General features: G+C 71.5%; 16 protein-coding genes. 9 read left to right on the top strand and 7 right to left on the bottom strand.

Annotated elements, in window-relative coordinates; genetic code table 11:
* The first annotated feature begins 53 nt into the window (after positions 1-53).
* Positions 54-356 (top strand): Rv0909 family putative TA system antitoxin, encoded by a 303-nt coding sequence (locus tag ACIBG7_RS07415; RefSeq protein WP_397335521.1) that lies wholly within the window; start codon positions 54-56, stop codon positions 354-356.
* Here ACIBG7_RS07415 and ACIBG7_RS07410 read toward each other — a convergent pair whose 3' ends face one another.
* On the bottom strand, positions 357-854 hold the full coding sequence (locus ACIBG7_RS07410; protein ID WP_357927417.1) for a methylated-DNA--[protein]-cysteine S-methyltransferase: 498 nt from the start codon (positions 852-854) through the stop codon (positions 357-359).
* On the opposite strand from ACIBG7_RS07410, the gene ACIBG7_RS07405 reads away from it, so the two are divergent.
* Complete coding sequence (locus ACIBG7_RS07405) at positions 853-1740, top strand: ribonuclease Z (protein WP_357927419.1); 888 nt, start codon at positions 853-855, stop codon at positions 1738-1740. The two genes, ACIBG7_RS07410 and ACIBG7_RS07405, sit on opposite strands and share 2 nt — an antisense overlap.
* 13 nt (positions 1741-1753) lie before the next feature.
* Here the strand turns inward: ACIBG7_RS07405 and ACIBG7_RS07400 are convergent, their stop codons facing one another.
* From ACIBG7_RS07400 to miaB, 5 genes are all read right to left on the bottom strand, one after another.
* Positions 1754-2419, bottom strand: coding sequence for a hypothetical protein (locus tag ACIBG7_RS07400; protein WP_397335519.1), 666 nt, complete (start codon positions 2417-2419; stop codon positions 1754-1756).
* Between the two features lie 13 nt (positions 2420-2432).
* On the bottom strand, positions 2433-3173 hold the full coding sequence (locus ACIBG7_RS07395) for an isocitrate lyase/phosphoenolpyruvate mutase family protein (protein WP_397335518.1): 741 nt from the start codon (positions 3171-3173) through the stop codon (positions 2433-2435).
* Between the two features lie 79 nt (positions 3174-3252).
* Positions 3253-3825: a hypothetical protein gene (locus ACIBG7_RS07390; RefSeq protein WP_397335517.1), complete on the bottom strand. Its 573-nt coding sequence runs from the start codon at positions 3823-3825 to the stop codon at positions 3253-3255.
* Positions 3826-4358: 533 nt separating this feature from the next.
* A complete protein-coding gene (locus ACIBG7_RS07385; RefSeq protein WP_397335516.1) occupies positions 4359-5510 on the bottom strand; it encodes a TetR/AcrR family transcriptional regulator in 1152 nt (383 codons plus the stop codon).
* Between the two features lie 43 nt (positions 5511-5553).
* Positions 5554-7023, bottom strand: a complete 1470-nt coding sequence (gene miaB / locus ACIBG7_RS07380; protein ID WP_357927426.1) for a tRNA (N6-isopentenyl adenosine(37)-C2)-methylthiotransferase MiaB — start codon at positions 7021-7023, stop codon at positions 5554-5556.
* A gap of 122 nt (positions 7024-7145) precedes the next feature.
* Between miaB and ACIBG7_RS07375 the strand changes: the two genes are divergently transcribed.
* The 6 genes from ACIBG7_RS07375 (at position 7146) to ACIBG7_RS07350 (ending at position 14018) form a co-directional block, all read left to right on the top strand.
* Positions 7146-7901 (top strand): amino acid ABC transporter ATP-binding protein, encoded by a 756-nt coding sequence (locus ACIBG7_RS07375; protein WP_357927428.1) that lies wholly within the window; start codon positions 7146-7148, stop codon positions 7899-7901.
* Between the two features lie 9 nt (positions 7902-7910).
* Positions 7911-8771, top strand: a complete 861-nt coding sequence (locus ACIBG7_RS07370; protein WP_357927430.1) for a glutamate ABC transporter substrate-binding protein — start codon at positions 7911-7913, stop codon at positions 8769-8771.
* A 62-nt stretch (positions 8772-8833) separates the two neighbouring features.
* Positions 8834-9502: an amino acid ABC transporter permease gene (locus tag ACIBG7_RS07365; protein ID WP_357927432.1), complete on the top strand. Its 669-nt coding sequence runs from the start codon at positions 8834-8836 to the stop codon at positions 9500-9502.
* Positions 9499-10392: an amino acid ABC transporter permease gene (locus ACIBG7_RS07360; RefSeq protein WP_357927434.1), complete on the top strand. Its 894-nt coding sequence runs from the start codon at positions 9499-9501 to the stop codon at positions 10390-10392. Before ACIBG7_RS07365 ends, ACIBG7_RS07360 begins: the two co-directional genes overlap by 4 nt.
* Before the next feature lie 38 nt (positions 10393-10430).
* Positions 10431-12263, top strand: a complete 1833-nt coding sequence (locus tag ACIBG7_RS07355; protein WP_397335514.1) for a prolyl oligopeptidase family serine peptidase — start codon at positions 10431-10433, stop codon at positions 12261-12263.
* 51 nt (positions 12264-12314) lie between these two features.
* On the top strand, positions 12315-14018 hold the full coding sequence (locus tag ACIBG7_RS07350) for a protein kinase (RefSeq protein ID WP_397335513.1): 1704 nt from the start codon (positions 12315-12317) through the stop codon (positions 14016-14018).
* A 15-nt stretch (positions 14019-14033) separates the two neighbouring features.
* Here the strand turns inward: ACIBG7_RS07350 and rny are convergent, their stop codons facing one another.
* Positions 14034-15641 carry a ribonuclease Y gene (gene rny, locus ACIBG7_RS07345; RefSeq protein WP_397335512.1) on the bottom strand — a complete coding sequence of 536 codons (1608 nt, stop codon included), beginning with the start codon at positions 15639-15641 and terminating at the stop codon, positions 14034-14036.
* Positions 15642-16328: 687 nt separating this feature from the next.
* Between rny and ACIBG7_RS07340 the strand changes: the two genes are divergently transcribed.
* The gene (locus ACIBG7_RS07340) at positions 16329-16676 is read left to right on the top strand and encodes a DoxX family protein (RefSeq protein WP_357927442.1); all 348 of its coding nucleotides are present in this window, start codon (positions 16329-16331) and stop codon (positions 16674-16676) included.
* Positions 16677-16717 lie beyond the last annotated feature (41 nt).

Genomic DNA, 16717 nt, shown 5'->3' with positions numbered 1-16717 from the left:
ATGAGTGGGACGGCGGCTCGGGGGGGCCGCCGCGAAACAGACCGGGAGAAAGCATGTCGATCTTCGACAAGGTCAAGGAGATGTTCAACGACGCCTCGGACAAGGCGCGGAACGTCCCCGAACAGGCGGCGGGCACCGCCGACGACGCCGGAGCCAGGACCAGGCAGTCCGCCGGGGGCGCCGGCTCCAAGGTCGACGGGCTGCGCGAGAAGGCGGAGGACGCCGCCAGGTCCGGCATCGACAAGGCGGCCGCCGCCGCAAGCGAGGCCACCGGCGGCAAGTACGACGAGCACCTCGCCAAGGGCGCCGACGCCGCGCGCAGGGCCGCCGACCGGATCGACGGCAAGGAAGGCTAGCTAGAGGTCCAGGAGCGTTGGCTGCAGGTACCCCTCGTGGGTCAGCAGCCAGCGCTTCGTCTCCACGCCGATCCCGCCGCTGAAGCCGCCCAGCCCGTTGCCCGCGACCACCCGATGGCACGGCACCACGATCGGCAGCGGGTTGGAGCCCATGATCGACCCGATCCCCCGCGCCGGCACGCCCGTCCCGCTCAGCCCGGCCAGCTCGCCGTAGGTGACCACCTTCCCGTACGGCACGCCGAACAGGGCCTGCAGCACCCTGCGCCTGCTCCCCGCGGTCAGCCGCCAGTCGATCGGCGTCTCGAACCGCGTCAGCTCACCGGCGAAGTAGGCCCGCAGCTCCGCCACCACCGGCGCGGTCCGTGCCGCGTCCTCGGCCACCGGCGCCTCCAGCCGCAGCCCGTGCCAGCCGGTGGCCACCAGGCCCTGCTCGGACACCGCCACGGCGAACGGCCCGACCGGCGTCTCGAGCTCCGCATATGCGACTGTGTCCATCATGTCCTCGCGTGAACTCGTCATCCTCGGCACCGCCAGCGCGGTCCCTACCCGGAACCGTAACCACAACGGATATTTTCTGCGCTGGGACCGGCAAGGCTACCTTTTCGACCCCGGCGAGGGCACCCAGCGGCAGTTGACGCGGGCCGGGCTGAGCGCGCACGACCTCACCTGGATCTGCGTCACCCACTTCCATGGCGACCACTGCCTCGGGGTGCCGGGTACGGTGCAGCGCATCGCCCGCGACCAGGTCCCGCATCCGGTGCACGCCGCCTTCCCGGCCTCGGGCGAGCAGTACTGGCGGCGGCTGCGGCACGCCGCCGCCTTCCACGACACCGCCGAGATCGTGGAGCATCCGCTGGCCGGCGAGGTGGCCGAGGCGCCGCCGCTGGTGGCGATGCGGTTGTCGCACCCGGTGGAGGCGTACGGCTACCGCCTCAAGGAGCCCGACGGGCGGCGGCTGCTGCCCGAGGCGCTGCGGGCGCGCGGCATCGAGGGGCCGGCGATCGGCGAGCTCCAGCGGGCCGGCGAGCTGCGCGGGGTGCGGCTGGAGGAGGTCAGCGAGCCGCGGCGGGGGCAGAGCATGGCCTTCGTCATGGACACGCGGCTGTGCGACAACGTCTTCGCCCTCGCCGACGACGTGGACCTGCTGGTCATCGAGTCGACCTTCCTCACCTCGGAGGCGGCGCTCGCCAAGGAGCACGGCCACCTGACCGCCTACGAGGCCGGGCTGGTGGCCGCCCAGGCCGGGGTGCGCACGCTCGTGCTCACCCACTTCTCCGAGCGGTACGGCGAGGCGGACGAGCCGCGGTTCGAGGCGGAGGCGCGGCGTCACTTCGACGGCGAGGTGGTCCTGGCCCGCGACCTGATGCGGGTGCGGCTCCGTTGACCCTCGGTTCCGGTCAGGTCCAGGTCGCCACGACGTAGCCGACGCCGTAGGGCGCGGTGTCGGCGAGGACCGTGCCGGTGAGCGGCTGGTCCGCCGCTCCGGCCAGGACCTGGAGCGCGGCCCGGCCGCCGGTCCACAGCCGCTCGGCCTCGGCCGGGTCGAGCGCGGCCAGCGCGGTCGCGTCCGCCTCCGCCAGCGCCCTGACCAGCCCCTCCTGGTACGGCTGAGCCGCCGGGTCGAGATACCCGGGCGCCTTCTCGGTCAGGCACGCCGACCCGTCGGCCAGGACGAGCAACGCCACCCGCGGCCCGCGCACCAGCGAAGCCCCTAGATCGAGGCAAGACCTCGGCGGGGCGTCGAAGGCCACCTCCTGGAAACCGTCCGGGTCACGCCGCAGCAACCAGCGCCCGATGGTCAGCGACAACGGCAGCACCGGCTCGCCCGCCCCGGCCTTGACCTCCACGCCCCACGGGCGCAACGACCCGGCGGCCTGCCCGCCGTACGCCCGGGTGGTCTGGCCGCCGCCGACCACCACCAGCTCATCGTGCGGCACGGCCAGCAGGGACTCCACCGCGGCGGCGCAGGCGGCGCGCAGGCCGTCCAGCTCGGCGGCGGCGGCGCCGGCCAGTTCGGGCACGATCAGGGGCGGATGCGGGCACACTGCCGCGGCGACTAGCACGCCGACAGGCTATCTACTGGTACGGGCTGGCCCCAGACCGGATCGCGGAGATCATCTCGACCGCGCGGGCGTGCGCGGCGGCGTGCAGGCCGTGGCCGTAGCTCACCCTCGCCACCCCGAGCGTGGCCAGCTCGGCCAGGCTGGGCGTACCGGGACGGAACAGGATGTTCACCGGCCCGCCGACCTCCCGCACGAACCACCTGATCCGCTCCGCGTCGGACAGCCCGATCGGGTAGACGCAGTCGGCGCCGGCGGCGAGGTAGCGGCGGGCCCGGTCGGCCGCCTCCTCCTGGTCGGCGTCCGGGTGGAGGAAACTGTCCACCCGGGCGTTGATCACCAGGTCCGGGTCGGCGGCCCGGACCTCGGCCAGGAAGTCCGCCTGCCGGGCGGCGTCGATGGGGGCGTTGGTGCGCGGGTCCGAGTCCTCCAGGTTGCACCCGACCGCGCCCGTCTCGGCCAGCCGCTCGGCGAGCTCCTTCGGCGGCAGCCCGTAGCCGCGCTCCACATCGGCCGTCACCGGGACCCGCGCCAGGCGGACGATGCGGGCGATCGCCGCGAACATCTCAGCGGGCGGGGTGTCCTCCCCGTCCCGGTAGCCCAGCACCGCCGCCACCGCCGCGCTCCCGGTCGCAATCGCGCGGAACCCCGCGTCCTGGACGGCATGCGTGGAGGCCCCGTCCCAGACGTTGGGCAGGATCAGCGGGGTGCCGGGCACGTGCAGGGCCCGGAGTTCGGTGGCGCGTGGATCGGTCATGGGCCGAGCCTAGGAACCGCGACGGCCGGCCCCTAGAGCCACTGACGGCCGAAATCCGAAGTCCAGTCCCCGGTAGGCGTCAGCCGCAGCCGCTGGCGGCGCACTGGCCGGGGAACATGCCGCCCGGGCCGTCGGCGGGGTTGTCCTCGGCGGGCGGCGCGGACGGCTTGCCGTTCGAACCACCGGGGTCGCCGGTGTTCCCGGAGTTGCCGGTGTTCCCGGTGTTGGTGGTGCCCTTGGACCCGCCACCGGTGGTCCCGGAGTCGCCGGTGCTGCCCGAGTCGCCGGTGTTCCCGCCGGAGTCACCGGAGTCGCCGGTGTTCCCGGCGTCGCCGGTCGAGCCGTCGCCCGCCTGCCCGCCGTCCTGGTCCTCGGTGGCGTCGCCGGGCTCGTCCTGCGTGCCGTCCTGCGGGGCGCCGCTCTGGTCGGCGGCCGGGTCCTGGGTCTGAGAGACCGGAGTGGTGCCGGCGGCGGGCTGGTCGGAGCCGGACAGGGCGAAACCCAGCCCTCCGGCGCCGAGCGCCGCGACGACGACGGCGGCGATGACGATCAGCTTCTTGTTGGCGTTCGCGGCGGTCTTCCGCCGCGGCGGCCGGGGCTCGTCGCCCGGGCCGGTGAGGACGTCCAGACGCTCGGGATCGTGGCCTTCCATGGAAACAGCTCCTGCGGGTCGGATCGGGGGAAAGCGCGCCGGCTTCCGCGGGTGATGGACCACACTAGCCGCGTCAGCACAATGCTCGCGCACCAATCACGAAGGAATCACGACTTGTCGGAACTTGATCCCTTTCACCCAGGTAACCGCAGGTCGCTCCTGCCCCTGGTGAGCGCACTTTCCGTCGTCGCCCTCGCGATCCTGGGGATTTCCTGTGCGTTTCTCGGTGCGGAAAGCGCCCCTATCGATGATCGCGATAAACGATCAATTCCGCATCCGAGTTCTGGCACGGTCCATCGCTGGGCCGTTTACCTGGAACCGCCGCCCCGTCGCTGGCAGCGCCGTTTCCCGGCTCCCGTCACCGCCCGCCCGGCCGTCACGCCTGTCCCGCGTCCGCGCCCGGGCCGGCCCGCCCCGGCCCGTCCGGTGCCCCGCCGCGTGGCCGACCCGTGCGCCACCTTCGACGGCCTGCGCCGCGCTTACTGTCACCAGGTCCTGGACGCCCTCACTCGATAGCGTCCCGAAGCGGGCGGTCAGTCGAGGCTCGGCCAGGTGCCGGCGGCGTGGCAGGCGCCGTAGCCCTCGGCGGAGGCGACCACCCGTCTCCCGGCCACCCGCAGCGCGACCTGCGTCAGATCGTCCGGCTCGCGCACGCCGGCCGCGGCGGCGAGCGCGCCGGTCTCGTCGAAGACCACCTGCACCCGCGGCCACGCGTGCAGCGGGAAGACCCGGCGCACCCGCCCGGCCACCTCCGCCACGACCAGCCGGGCCAGCGGCAGCAGTTCGGCCGGCTCCTCGCTCACCACGATCACCGACACGGTCTCCCCCGGCGGCACCGCTCGTACGGCCTCCTCGGCGACCGACAGCCGTCGGACGCCGAGCACCGCCACGACGCCGTCGCCGCCCAGCCGGGCCGGCTCCGCGGTGACCGCGTCGAAGGCCGCCGGCGGGTCCCACGTCCGCTCCTCGGTCACCGCCAAGGGCGCGAACTCCAGATGCGGGGGCGCCCACCGGTCGGCCTGCCCCTGGCCGTCAAGCCCGGCCAGGCGCTCGACGGCCAGGGGCAGGCCGAACTCGTCCACGAAGCCGGGTGCGGCGGCACTCAACTGGGCGGCTCCGTGCAGCGTGGTGAGCGCGGCCTCGGCCACTCGCACCAGCCGCGGCCTTTCTTCCTGGTCCTCCCAGTCCCGTTCTTCCTCGCGCCGGGTCACCTCGGCGCGCGCCGTCCAGGAACCGGGCCCGCGCTCCGGCCGGCCACCGCCGCCCGCCGCCACCTGTTCCAGCGCCAGCCCGAGCAGGAGTGCGGCCAAGCGCATGAGCTGGGCGTACGGCCGGCGGATCCGTTCGTCGGCCTGCACCTCGGCCAGGAGGTCCATCGTCAGGCGGGGCGGTTCGGCGTCGCCGGCCAGCGGCAGCCGCTCCACCCAGGCCCTGGCGAACTCGCGCAGCGCCGCGCCCGGGCCGCCCACCTCGGGCTTCGGCCGTTCCCCGTTGTCCGCCTCGAGTTCCGCCAGCTCGGCCAGGACGGCGAAGTAGAGGGCCCGCTTGCCGGGGAAGCAGGAGTGAATCGCGTCGCGGGTCAGCTCGGCGCGCTCGGCGATGTCGTCGAGCTCCGCCTCACGGAAGCCGCGCTCGGCGAACACCGCCTTGGCGGCAGCGAGCACGCGTCTGCGGTTGTGTTCCATCTCTTCTCCCCGCGCCTGCCGCTGCCCTCTGGGCGTCAGCGGGTCAGGAGCAACCCGTGGCGACCGGCGGAAGCGGGGCCGGGCGGCCGATGGCGGGCATGCCGAGCATGACGCCCGGTCCCGACGAGGCCGGGGCGGCCTGGCGGGCGGCCCAGGCGTCGCCGGCCCGGGTGCGGCGCAGGCCCAGCACGCCGCTGTCGGCGACGAGGTGGTGCGGCGCGGCGTAGGTGACCTCGACCCGCACCATGTCACCGGGCCGCGGCGTCTCCTCGCCCACGGCGAAGTGCACGAGCCGGTTGTCCGGCGCCCGCCCGGACAGGCGGCGGGTGGCCTCGTCCTTGCGGCCCTCGCCTTCGGCGACGAGCACCTCCAGCGTCCGCCCGACCTGGGTCTTGTTCTCCGCCCAGGAGATCTCCTCCTGGAGGGCGACCAGCCGCTCGTACCGCTCCTGGACGACCTCCTTGGGGACCTGCTGGTCCATGGTCGCCGCGGGCGTGCCGGGCCGGATGGAGTACTGGAAGGTGAAGGCGTTGGCGAAGCGGCTCTGCCGTACGACGTCGAGGGTCTGCTGGAAGTCCTCCTCGGTCTCGCCGGGGAAGCCCACGATGATGTCGGTGGAGATGGCCGCGTCGGGCATGGCGGCGCGGACCCGCTCGATGATGCCGAGGTAGCGCTCGGCCCGGTAGGAGCGGCGCATCGCCTTGAGCACCCGGTCGGAGCCGGACTGCAGCGGCATGTGGAGCTGGTGCATCACGTTGGGCGTCTCGGCCATGGCGGCGATCACGTCGTCGGTGAAGGCGGCCGGGTGCGGCGAGGTGAAGCGGACCCGCTCCAGGCCCTCGATGTCGCCGCAGGCGCGCAGCAGCTTGCCGAAGGCCAGCCGGTCGCCGAACTCGACGCCGTAGGTGTTGACGTTCTGGCCCAGCAGGGTGATCTCCAGGACGCCCTGCTCGACGAGGGTCTGCACCTCGGCCAGGACCTCGCCGGGACGGCGGTCCTTCTCCTTGCCGCGCAGCGACGGCACGATGCAGAAGGTGCAGGTGTTGTTGCACCCGACGGACACCGAGACCCAGGCGGCGTAGGCGGACTCGCGCTTGGTCGGCAGCGTGGAGGGGAAGACCTCCAGCGACTCCTTGAGCTCGACCTGCGCCTCGCCGGCGATCCGGGCGCGCTCCAGCAGCACCGGCAGCGAGCCGATGTTGTGCGTGCCGAAGACCACGTCGACCCAGGGGGCCTTGCGGACGATCTCGCCCTGGTCCTTCTGCGCGAGGCAGCCGCCGACGGCGATCTGCATGCCGGGCCGGCCGGCCTTGACCGGGCGGAGGTGGCCGAGGTTGCCGTAGAGCCGGTTGTCGGCGTTCTCCCGCACCGCGCAGGTGTTGAAGACGACCACGTCGGCGGTCTCGCCCTCGGGCGCGGCGACATAACCGGCGTCCTCCAGCAAACCGGACAGACGCTCGGAGTCGTGCACGTTCATCTGGCACCCGTAGGTGCGCACCTGGTAGGTCCTCATCGCACTCTCAAGGGTAGGCGCTGCACGGCCTTGGCAAGTCCATGGATCCTTGAACCCGCTGTGATCTGATCGGTACCGGTCAGTTAGTGACCAGCGCTCTTAGGCCATCTACGTTGTCACCCATGACGGACAACGGTGACGGGGCTCCGCTGGTCAAGATGGAGAACGTCAACAAACACTTCGGGGCGCTCCACGTCCTGAAGGACATCAACCTGACCGTCTCCCGCGGCGAGGTCCTCGTGGTGATCGGTCCGTCCGGCGGCGGAAAGTCGACGCTGTGCAGGACGATCAACCGCCTGGAGACCATCGACAGCGGAAAGATCATCTTTGACGGGCGGGAGCTGCCGGAGGAGGGCAAGGCGCTGGCCGCGCTGCGCTCCGAAGTCGGCATGGTGTTCCAGTCGTTCAACCTGTTCGCGCACAAGACGATCAGGGAGAACGTGACGCTCGGCCCGGTCCGGGTGCGCAAGCTCGCGCGAGCCAAGGCCGACCAGCGTGCCATGGAGCTGCTGGAGCGGGTGGGCATCGCCAGCCAGGCGGAGAAGTACCCGGCGCAGTTGTCCGGCGGCCAGCAGCAGCGGGTGGCCATCGCCCGCGCGCTGGCGATGGACCCGAAGATGATCCTGTTCGACGAACCGACCTCGGCTCTGGACCCGGAGATGGTCCAGGAAGTGCTCGATGTCATGATCGGGCTGGCCCGCGACGGCATGACCATGGTGGTCGTCACCCACGAGATGGGCTTCGCCAGGAGAGCCGCCAACAGAGTGGTGTTCATGGCCGAAGGCCAGATCGTCGAGGAGAACACCCCCGACGAGTTCTTCACCAACGCCCGGACCGACAGGGCCCAAGACTTCCTGTCCAAGATTCTCACGCACTGAGGGGTTCAGATGAGTATTCGGCGAGTAGGCGCGGCCATCGGAGCCGCCGGCCTGCTGATCTCGGGCCTGGCGGCCTGCGGCGGCGACAAGACGTACGCCAGCGTGGTCGAGAAGGTGAAGGACGGCGGCACGATCATCGTCGGCACCAAGTGGGACCAGCCGAGCCTCGGCCTGAAGAAGGGCAACGCGCCCGAGGGCTTCGACGTGGACGTGGCCAAGGCCGTGCTGAAGGAGATGAACGGCGGCAAGGACGTCGACATCACGTGGAAGGAGTCGATCTCCGCCAACCGTGAGACCTTCCTGGGCAACGGCACGGTGGACATCATCTTCGCCACCTACTCCATCACCGAGGCCCGCAAGCAGAAGGTCACCTTCGCCGGGCCGTACGTGATCGCGCACCAGGACGTCATGGTCCGTAAGGACGACGCCTCGATCAGCCAGCCGCAGCAGCTCGTCGGCAAGAAGATCTGCAAGGCGTCCGGCTCCAACTCCTACAAGCGGATCACCGACCCGCCCCCCGACGGCCAGCTCGACCTCGACGCCACCCTCGTGGACGCGACGAACTACTCCGAGTGCGTCTCCAAGCTGAGCGGCGGCAACCTCGACGCCGTCACCACCGACGACCTGATCCTGGCGGGCTTCGCCAAGCAGGCCGGCGGCAACTTCAAGATCCTCGGCCAGCCGTTCACCGACGAGAAGTACGGCATCGGCCTGAAGAAGGGTGACAAGGCCACCTGCGAGGCGGTGAACGCCGCGGTGAAGAAGCTGTGGGACAACGGCACGATGAAGCAGCTCCTGACCACCTGGTTCGGCGGCATCGACGGCCTGAAGCTCTCGGACGCGGCCCCGCCCGCCGAGGGTTGCGCCTAGAGTCCACCCCCTGACGCGGCGGCCGGACGTTCCCGGCCGCCGCGGTCGTCGTCTGGAGCACCATGGACGAACTGTTCGAGTACGCGGGATTCCTGGCCGAGGGCTTCCTGGAGAACCTCAAGCTGGCCGCGATCTGCGCCGTGGCCTCGCTCATCCTCGGCACGATCCTGGCCGCGATGCGCGTCTCGCCCACCCCGGTCCTGCGCGGCGTCGGCACGGTCTACGTGAACGTGCTGCGGAACACGCCGCTGACCCTGGTGCTGGCCTTCTCCATCCTCGGCCTGAGCGACCAGCTCGACCTGGTCTTCTCCGAGGAGCCGCGGACCAACGCCTTCTGGATCGTGGCCCTGGGCCTGTCGGTCTACACCGCGGCCTTCGTCTGCGAGGCGATCCGGTCGGGCATCAACACGGTGCCGATGGGCCAGGCCGAGGCGGCCCGCGCCCTCGGGCTGGGCTTCTTCCAATCGCTGACGCTGATCATCCTGCCGCAGGCCTTCCGGGTCGTGGTCGCCCCGCTCGGCAGCGTGATGATCGCCATGGTGAAGAACACCACCGTGGCGGTGGCCGGTGGCTTCGCCGCCGACGTCGCGGCGAACATGCGCGAGGTCTTCGACACCACCGGCGCCTCGATCCCGATCTTCCTGGGCATCGTGGTGGCCTTCATGGCGGTCACCCTGCCCATCGGATTCTTCACCGGGTGGCTGGCCCGGAGGCTGGCGGTGGCCCGATGAGCTCGTCCGTCCTGTTCGACGCACCCGGGCCGCGCGCCCGGATCCGCAACCACCTGCTCACCGCGATCAGCCTGGTCGCGGTGGGTGCGGTGGTGTGGTTCATCTACCGCGGCTTCGACGACAAGGGCCAGTGGGACGGCAAGATCTGGGCGCCGTTCGTCGACCCCAGCACCTGGACCGACTACATCATTCCCGGCCTGCTCGGCACGCTGAAGGCGGCCGCCGCGGCGGCGGTGCTGGCGCTGGTGTTCGGCGCGGTGTTCGGCCTGGCCCGGCTCTCCGAGCACCGCTGGATCCGGATGATCGCCGGTTTCGTGGTCGAGGTCTTCCGGTCGATCCCGCTGCTCCTGCTGATCTTCTTCATCTACTTCCTGATGCAGGGCGGCGACTACACCTTCTTCGCCCTGGTGCTCGGCCTGACCCTGTACAACGGCTCGGTGCTGGCCGAGGTGGTCAGGGCCGGCGTGCTGGCCGTACCCAACGGGCAGTCGGAGGCGGCCTACGCCATCGGCCTGCGCAAGAGCCAGGTCATGCGGATGATCCTGCTGCCGCAGGCGGTCACCGCGATGATGCCGGCGATCGTCAGCCAGCTCGTGGTGCTGCTCAAGGACACCGCGCTCGGCTACATCATCGCCTACGTCGACCTGCTCAACATGGGCTTCAAGCTCATCCCGGCCAACTTCTTCGGCTCGCTGATCCCGGCCGCCATCGTGATCGGCATCATCTACATCGGGCTCAACATGGCGCTGAGCGCCCTGGCCACCTGGCTGGAGAAGCGCAGCCGGCGCAGTCGCAAGACCGCCGCTCCGCCCATCGCGCCGCCCGGCCCGGCCCTCATCGGGATGGGCCCGGCCACGCCCGGCGCGGCGGCCATCGAAGGCATGGAATAGCGAGGAACTCCGGGCGAGTTTCGGGCAGGATTCGGGCTATGTCGTTCTCCCCCTGGAGCTCGCCCCTCAGCACCTCCGACGTGGCCCGCGCGGGCCTGCGCCTGGGCTGGCCGACCGCGGCCGCCGGGCAGGTGTGGTGGACCGAGGACCGGCCCGACGAGGGCGGCCGTTCGACGATCATGCATCGGGCGGCCGACGGCACCCGCACCGAGCTGCTGCCCGCGCCCTGGAGCGCCCGCACCCGCGTGCACGAGTACGGCGGGCGGCCCTACGCGGTGACCGGCTCCGGCGCGGTCGTCTTCGCCAACCTCGGCGACCAGCGGCTCTACCTGCTCGACGGCGGCGACCCCGTGCCGCTCACCCCGGACGACGGCTGCCGCTACGCCGACCTGCTCGTCCGCGGCGACGACCTCTGGGCCGTCCGGGAACGCCACGAGGACGACGGCAAGGTGCAGCGCTCGATCGTGTCCATCCCGCTGGCCGGGGGCGAGCCGCGCGAGCACGTCACCGGCAGCGACTTCTACGCCTCGCCCACCCTCTCCCCCGACGGCCAGCTCCTGGCCTACATCTGCTGGAACCACCCGCGCATGCCGTGGAACGGCACCGAACTGCGGCTCACCCGGCTGGCCGACGGGAGCTCGTGGACGGTCAAGGGCGGGCTCGGCGAATCGGTGCTGGCGCCGCAGTTCCGCGACGACTCCCACCTGTACCTGATCTCCGACTGGTCGGGGTGGTGGAACCTCTACCGGATCAGCATCTACGGCACCTCCTCCCAGGCGCTCCACCCGGCCGAGCAGGAGTTCGCCTGGCCGATGTGGACCCTGGGCGGCCTGCCGTACCTCGTGCTGGAGGACGGGCGGCTCGCGGTCCTGCACGGGCAGGGCGACCTGCGGCTGGGCCTGCTCGACCCGGACAGCGGCGTCCTGACCGACCTCGACGTGCCCTACGACGGCTGGCTGCCCGCGCTCGCCGCCGACGGCGGCTCCCTGGTCGGCGTCGGGTACGGCCCGGCGGTCCCGACCTCGGTCGTCCGCCTCGACCTGGCCACCGGGCGGGTCGAGGGCCTGCGGCGCGAGATCGAGGAACTGCCGGACATCGCCTGGCTGCCGGCCCCGGAGCCGGTCGAGGTGACCGGCCGCTTCGGGCGGCGCGCGCACGCCTTCCTCTACCGTCCCGCCGCACCCGGCCGCAGCGCCGAGGGGGCCACGCCGTACGTCGTCTTCGTCCACGGCGGCCCGACCGCGCACACCACCACGGCGCTCGACCTGGAGAAGGCCTTCCTCACCTCGCGCGGCATCGGCGTGCTGGACCTCAACTTCGGCGGCTCCACCGGGTACGGCAGGGCCTACCGGGAACGGCTGCGCGGCCAGTGGGGCGTGGTCGACGTCGAGGACACCGTCGCCGCGGCCGAATGGCTGCTCGCGCAGGGCCTCGCCGGGCAGGTCGCGGTCCGCGGCGGCAGCTCGGGCGGCTGGACGGTGATGGCCACCTGCTGCCGCTCCGACGCCTTCGCCGGCGGCGTCTCGTACTACGGGGTCAGCGCGCTGGCGCCGCTCAACGCGCACACGCACGACTTCGAGTCGCGCTACGTCGAGTGGCTGGTCGGGCCGGACGACCCCGGCCTGTACGCCACCCGCGAGCCGCTGGCCCTGGTCGACGGGGTGAGCTGCCCGATGTTGCTGCTCCAGGGCCTCGACGACCCGGTCGTGCCGCCCGAGCAGTCCTCCGCCTTCGCCGACGCGCTCGCCGAGCGTGGCGTGCCGTGCACCTACCTGGCCTTCGAGGGCGAGTCGCACGGCTTCCGGCGGGCCGAGACGCGCACCGCCGCGCTCGCCGCCGAGCTGGCGTTCTACCAGCAGATCTTCGATTGAGGCCGCGCCCCCGCTAAGATCATTCTTCTTTACGGGGCGGGGGAGGCCTTGGTGGACGATACGCTCGGCAGCGCCTATCACTTAGTCCAGCCGCTGGGTGAAGGCGGCATGGGCGCCGTCTGGCGCGCGGTCGATCGCCGGACCGGCGAGTTCGTGGCGGCGAAGCTGCTGCATCCCGGGCTGGCGACCGATCCGGAGGTGGTGGCGCGCTTCGTCCGGGAACGGACGGTCCTGCTGCGGTTACGGCATCCGGGCATCGTCTCCATCCGCGACTTCGTCCTCGAAGGCGACCGGATCGCGATCGTCATGGATCTCGTGTCCGGCGGCGACCTGCGCGAGGCGCTGCGCCGCCAGGGCACCTTCGCGCCCGCGTCCGCCGCCGCCATGGCCGCGCAGGTGGCCGACGCCCTCGCCTACGCGCACACCGGCGGGGTCGTGCACTGCGACGTCAAACCGGGCAACGTGCTGCTCGAAGCGGGCGGCGGCGCGCTCCGGCTCAGCGACTTCGGCGTCTCACGCATCCTGCAGACCACCACCGTCGGCACCGCCACCAGCGTGGTCGGCACGCCGGTCTACATGGCCCCCGAGGTGTTGCGCGGCGAGCGCCCCGGGCCCGCCGCCGACCTCTACGCGCTGGCGATGCTCCTGTACGAACTGCTGGCCGGCCGGGCGCCGTTCGCCGGCGGGCACACGATGAGCGCCCTGCACTGCGCCTTCCACATGGCGCCGCGCCGGCTGCCCGGGATTCCGGACCCGCTCTGGGACGTCATCGTGGCCTGCTCCGCCAAGGACCCCGGCGCCCGGCCCGCCGCCGAGCAGGTCGCCCGGCAGCTCCGGGCGGCTTCGGGGGCGCTGGCGGGGGTGCCTTCGCTCGACCCGGTCTCGCGGGAGGCGCCTCTCTCCGACACCGCCGTCCCGCTCGACGGCACTCCCCTGGCCCGCCAACCGGCCGCGCCCTCCTCCTCTTCGGCCACCACCTCGCCCGGTGTGGCGGGGGCGCCGCGGGCGGGCAGGCGTCCGCCGCGCCTGCTGCTGGGCGCCGGGGCGGCCGGGATCGCGCTGGTCGCCGCGACCACCTTCGTCCTGTGGGACCGCACCCCGTCCACCGCCGACCCGGTACGGCACGCCGGCCCTGCCGCTGCTGCTTCGGTTCCGGTTTCGGCCTCGGTTCCGGTGTCGGTGTCGGCTTCGGTTTCCGTTAAGCCGTCCACGCGGAAGCCGCCCTCCACCAAGCCGGTGCGCACCCCCACCCCCCAGTCCCGGGGCGCCAAGCCCACACCCCAGCCCTCCCGCCCCGCCACCACCAAGCCGCCGGTCAAGAAGTCGCCACCCGCCGAGTCCGAGATCGCCCAGGAGCTCACCGCCGAGGCCGACGACCCCACCCCGGCCGCCAAGGAGGTCATCCGCTGCGGCGACTGGGGCCACGCCGGCCAGGGCGTCTACCTCAGCCCGTGCCTTCGCGCCGTCGAGGGCAGGCTCTACACGCAGGTCCGGATGAAGGCGCCCGACGGCTTCCAGACGGACATGGCCATGCAGGTCTTCGACGCCCACGACAACCGGGCGATCACCGTGCAGCTCAAGTGCCACGACATGCGCTTCACCCTGGGCCGCACCCAGCACGTCTGCGTCCCCGAGGGCTGGTACACCATCCCGTCAGCCGTCGCCGGCCGCCCCTACTACGTCCGCCAGCAGTGGCGCCCGCACAAGACCGCCGCCTGGCTCGGCGGCGTGGAAAGTCCCACCGTCACCCCCTAGGAGGATCAGCGGGGGTCAGCGGGCGAACTCGGTGGCCCTGGACTCCCTGACCACGGTGATCCGGATCTGCCCCGGATAGGTCAGTTCCTCCTCCACCTGCTTGGCCATGTCCCGCGCGATCACCTGCGCCTGGATGTCGTCGATCGAGTCGGGCTTCACCATGATCCGGATCTCTCGCCCGGCCTGCATGGCGAACACCTTCTCCACCCCCTCGTACGACGAGGCGATCTCCTCCAGCCGCTCCAGCCGCTTGACGTAGGCCTCCAGCGACTCCCGCCGCGCCCCGGGCCGGCTCCCGCTGATCGCATCGGCCGCCTGGGTGAGCACCGCCTCGACCGTGCGGACCTCCACCTCGTTGTGGTGCGCCTCGATCGCGTGCACCACGTCCTCGCTCTCGCCGTACCGCCGCGCGATCTCCGCGCCGATCAGCGCGTGGCTGCCCTCGACCTCGTGCGTCAGCGCCTTGCCGATGTCGTGCAGCAACGCGCACCGCTTGAGCAACTGCCGGTCCAGCTTGAGCTCGCTGGCCATGATCCCGGCGATGTGCGCCGACTCGATCAGGTGCTTGAGCACGTTCTGCCCGTAGGAGGTGCGATAGCGCAACTGCCCCAGCAGCAGCGTCAGCTCCGGGTGCATGTCGGTGATGCTGAGCTCCACCAGCGCGTCCTCGCCCGCCCGCGCGCACAACGCCTGCACCTCGGCCTTGCTGCGCTCGTAGGCCTCCTCGATGCGCTGCGGGTGGATGCGCCCGTCGAGGATCAGCTTCTCCAGCGTCAGCCGCCCGGTCTCGCGGCGCACCGGGTCGAAACACGACAACAACACCGCCTCCGGCGTGTCATCGATGATCAGGTTGACCCCGGTCGTCGACTCGAACGCCCTGATGTTGCGCCCCTCGCGCCCGATGATGCGGCCCTTCATCTCATCACCCGGCAGATGCAGCACGCTGACCACCGACTCGGCCGTCTGCTCCGCCGCCACCCGCTGTACGGCAAGCGTCACGATCTTCGTCGCGCGCTTCTCGCCCTCCTTGCGGGCCTCGCTCTCGATCTCCCGGATGATCAGCGCCGCCTCCCGCTTGGCCTGGTTGGCGATGTCCCTGATCAGCTCGGCCTTGGCCTGCTCCGCCGTCAGCCGGGCGACCCGCTCCAGCACCTTGCGGCGCTCCTCGTCCACCTGGGACAACTCCGTGCGCCGCTCGGCCAGCTCCGCCTCGGTCTCGGCCAGTTTGCGCTCGCGTTCGCCCTGCCGCTTGGACTCCTCGTCCAGCCGTTCCTCGCGCTCGGCCAGCCGCTTCTCGCGGCGTTCGAGGTCGGCGCGCAGTTCCTTCAGCTCGTGCTTGAGCGTCCGGCTCTCCTCCTCGACCTCCTGCCGGAGCCGGGCCGCGCTCTCGGCCGCCGCCTCCGACCTGCGCAGGATCTCGTCGGCCTCCGACTCGGCCTTGACCCGGATCTGCCCGGCCTCCGCCCTGGCCAGCGCCAGCTCGTCGTCCACCTCGGCCAGTTGCTCAGCCGACGGGCGCACCACCTTCGGCGTCGCGGTACGCCTGATGACCAGCACCAGTGTCGCGATCGTCACGAACGCCAGCAGGAGTACCGCCATGGTCAGCACCACTACCGCGTCCATATCGGCGCTCCGCCCTCCTCGCGCTCACGCTCACAGCGCTGCTGTGCCCCTGCATCGCTCGCTCAGCTACTGCCTTGCCACGGGAGGGGTCACCTGCACGGCGCGGACAGCCGGGACGGCGTCGACACCAGGACGGGACTGCACCCAAGGCTGAACAGGCGCCGACTGCCTGAGCCGACACCTCGCCCCGCCTCGATCGATCACGTTCGTTCGTCCGTAGTTCACCGGTATGGCAATCCGCGCGTCGCGGAGTAACTCCTCACTGCCGTCGAGGTTATGCGTCGAAGTGGTAACGAGCAAGCAAAGACTGGCTGTCAAGCGTGTCCCACTCGACGGTCCGTCCCATTCGCCCGAATCTCTCGGCCACAACGAGCAAAACCCTTGCCTGGACGGCTTTTCCCAACGTTTGACCTGATGAAACCGCTCCATGGGAAAGCAATTTCGGCCCCGACCACCCTTTCCCCTGCCCTTGACCGCCCTCACCCACGACTCGACCGAGCCAACCGCCCCCTCCCGGTCGAGCTCCGGTTGGGGCACACCCCCTCTTCCTCGTCGCCCTGCTCCCCCTCTTCCCGCCGGATCGCTCCCCTTGTGCCTGTGCCGCACATCGCACACACATCGCGGACATATCAACCCGCCTCCCCAGGATGGAGCTCACAAGAAAGCACCAGCTAGGGAGCGTCCCCGATGTCCACCACCGCCACCGTCGTCACCGTTCTGGCCGCCCTCTGGGTGGGTTTCTCCGCCTTCTCACTCCTCCGCCGCGCCGAGTGGGTCGTGAAGCCGCTGACCGACTACGGCGTCCCCAGCACGTGGTGGCCCTGGCTGGGCGCGGCCAAGGCCGCCGGCTCCATCGGCCTCCTGATCGGTTTGTTCGTGCCGATCATCGGCATCCTGGCCGGGATCGCCCTGATCCTGTACTTCACCGGCGCCATCGTCACCGTGCTCCGCGCCCGCTCCTACTCGACCGTCGTCTACCCCGTGCTCTACCTGGCCCCCGTGATCGCCGCCCTCACCCTCGGCCACCTCGCCTGACCACCCCCACGCCTGCGCCAGCTCCCCACACCAAGCAGCCA

Origin of the sequence: Nonomuraea sp. NPDC050328 (genome assembly GCF_044459405.1) — a bacterium.
GTDB lineage: Bacteria > Actinomycetota > Actinomycetes > Streptosporangiales > Streptosporangiaceae > Nonomuraea.
This window is presented reverse-complemented; position numbering and strand designations above follow the sequence as displayed.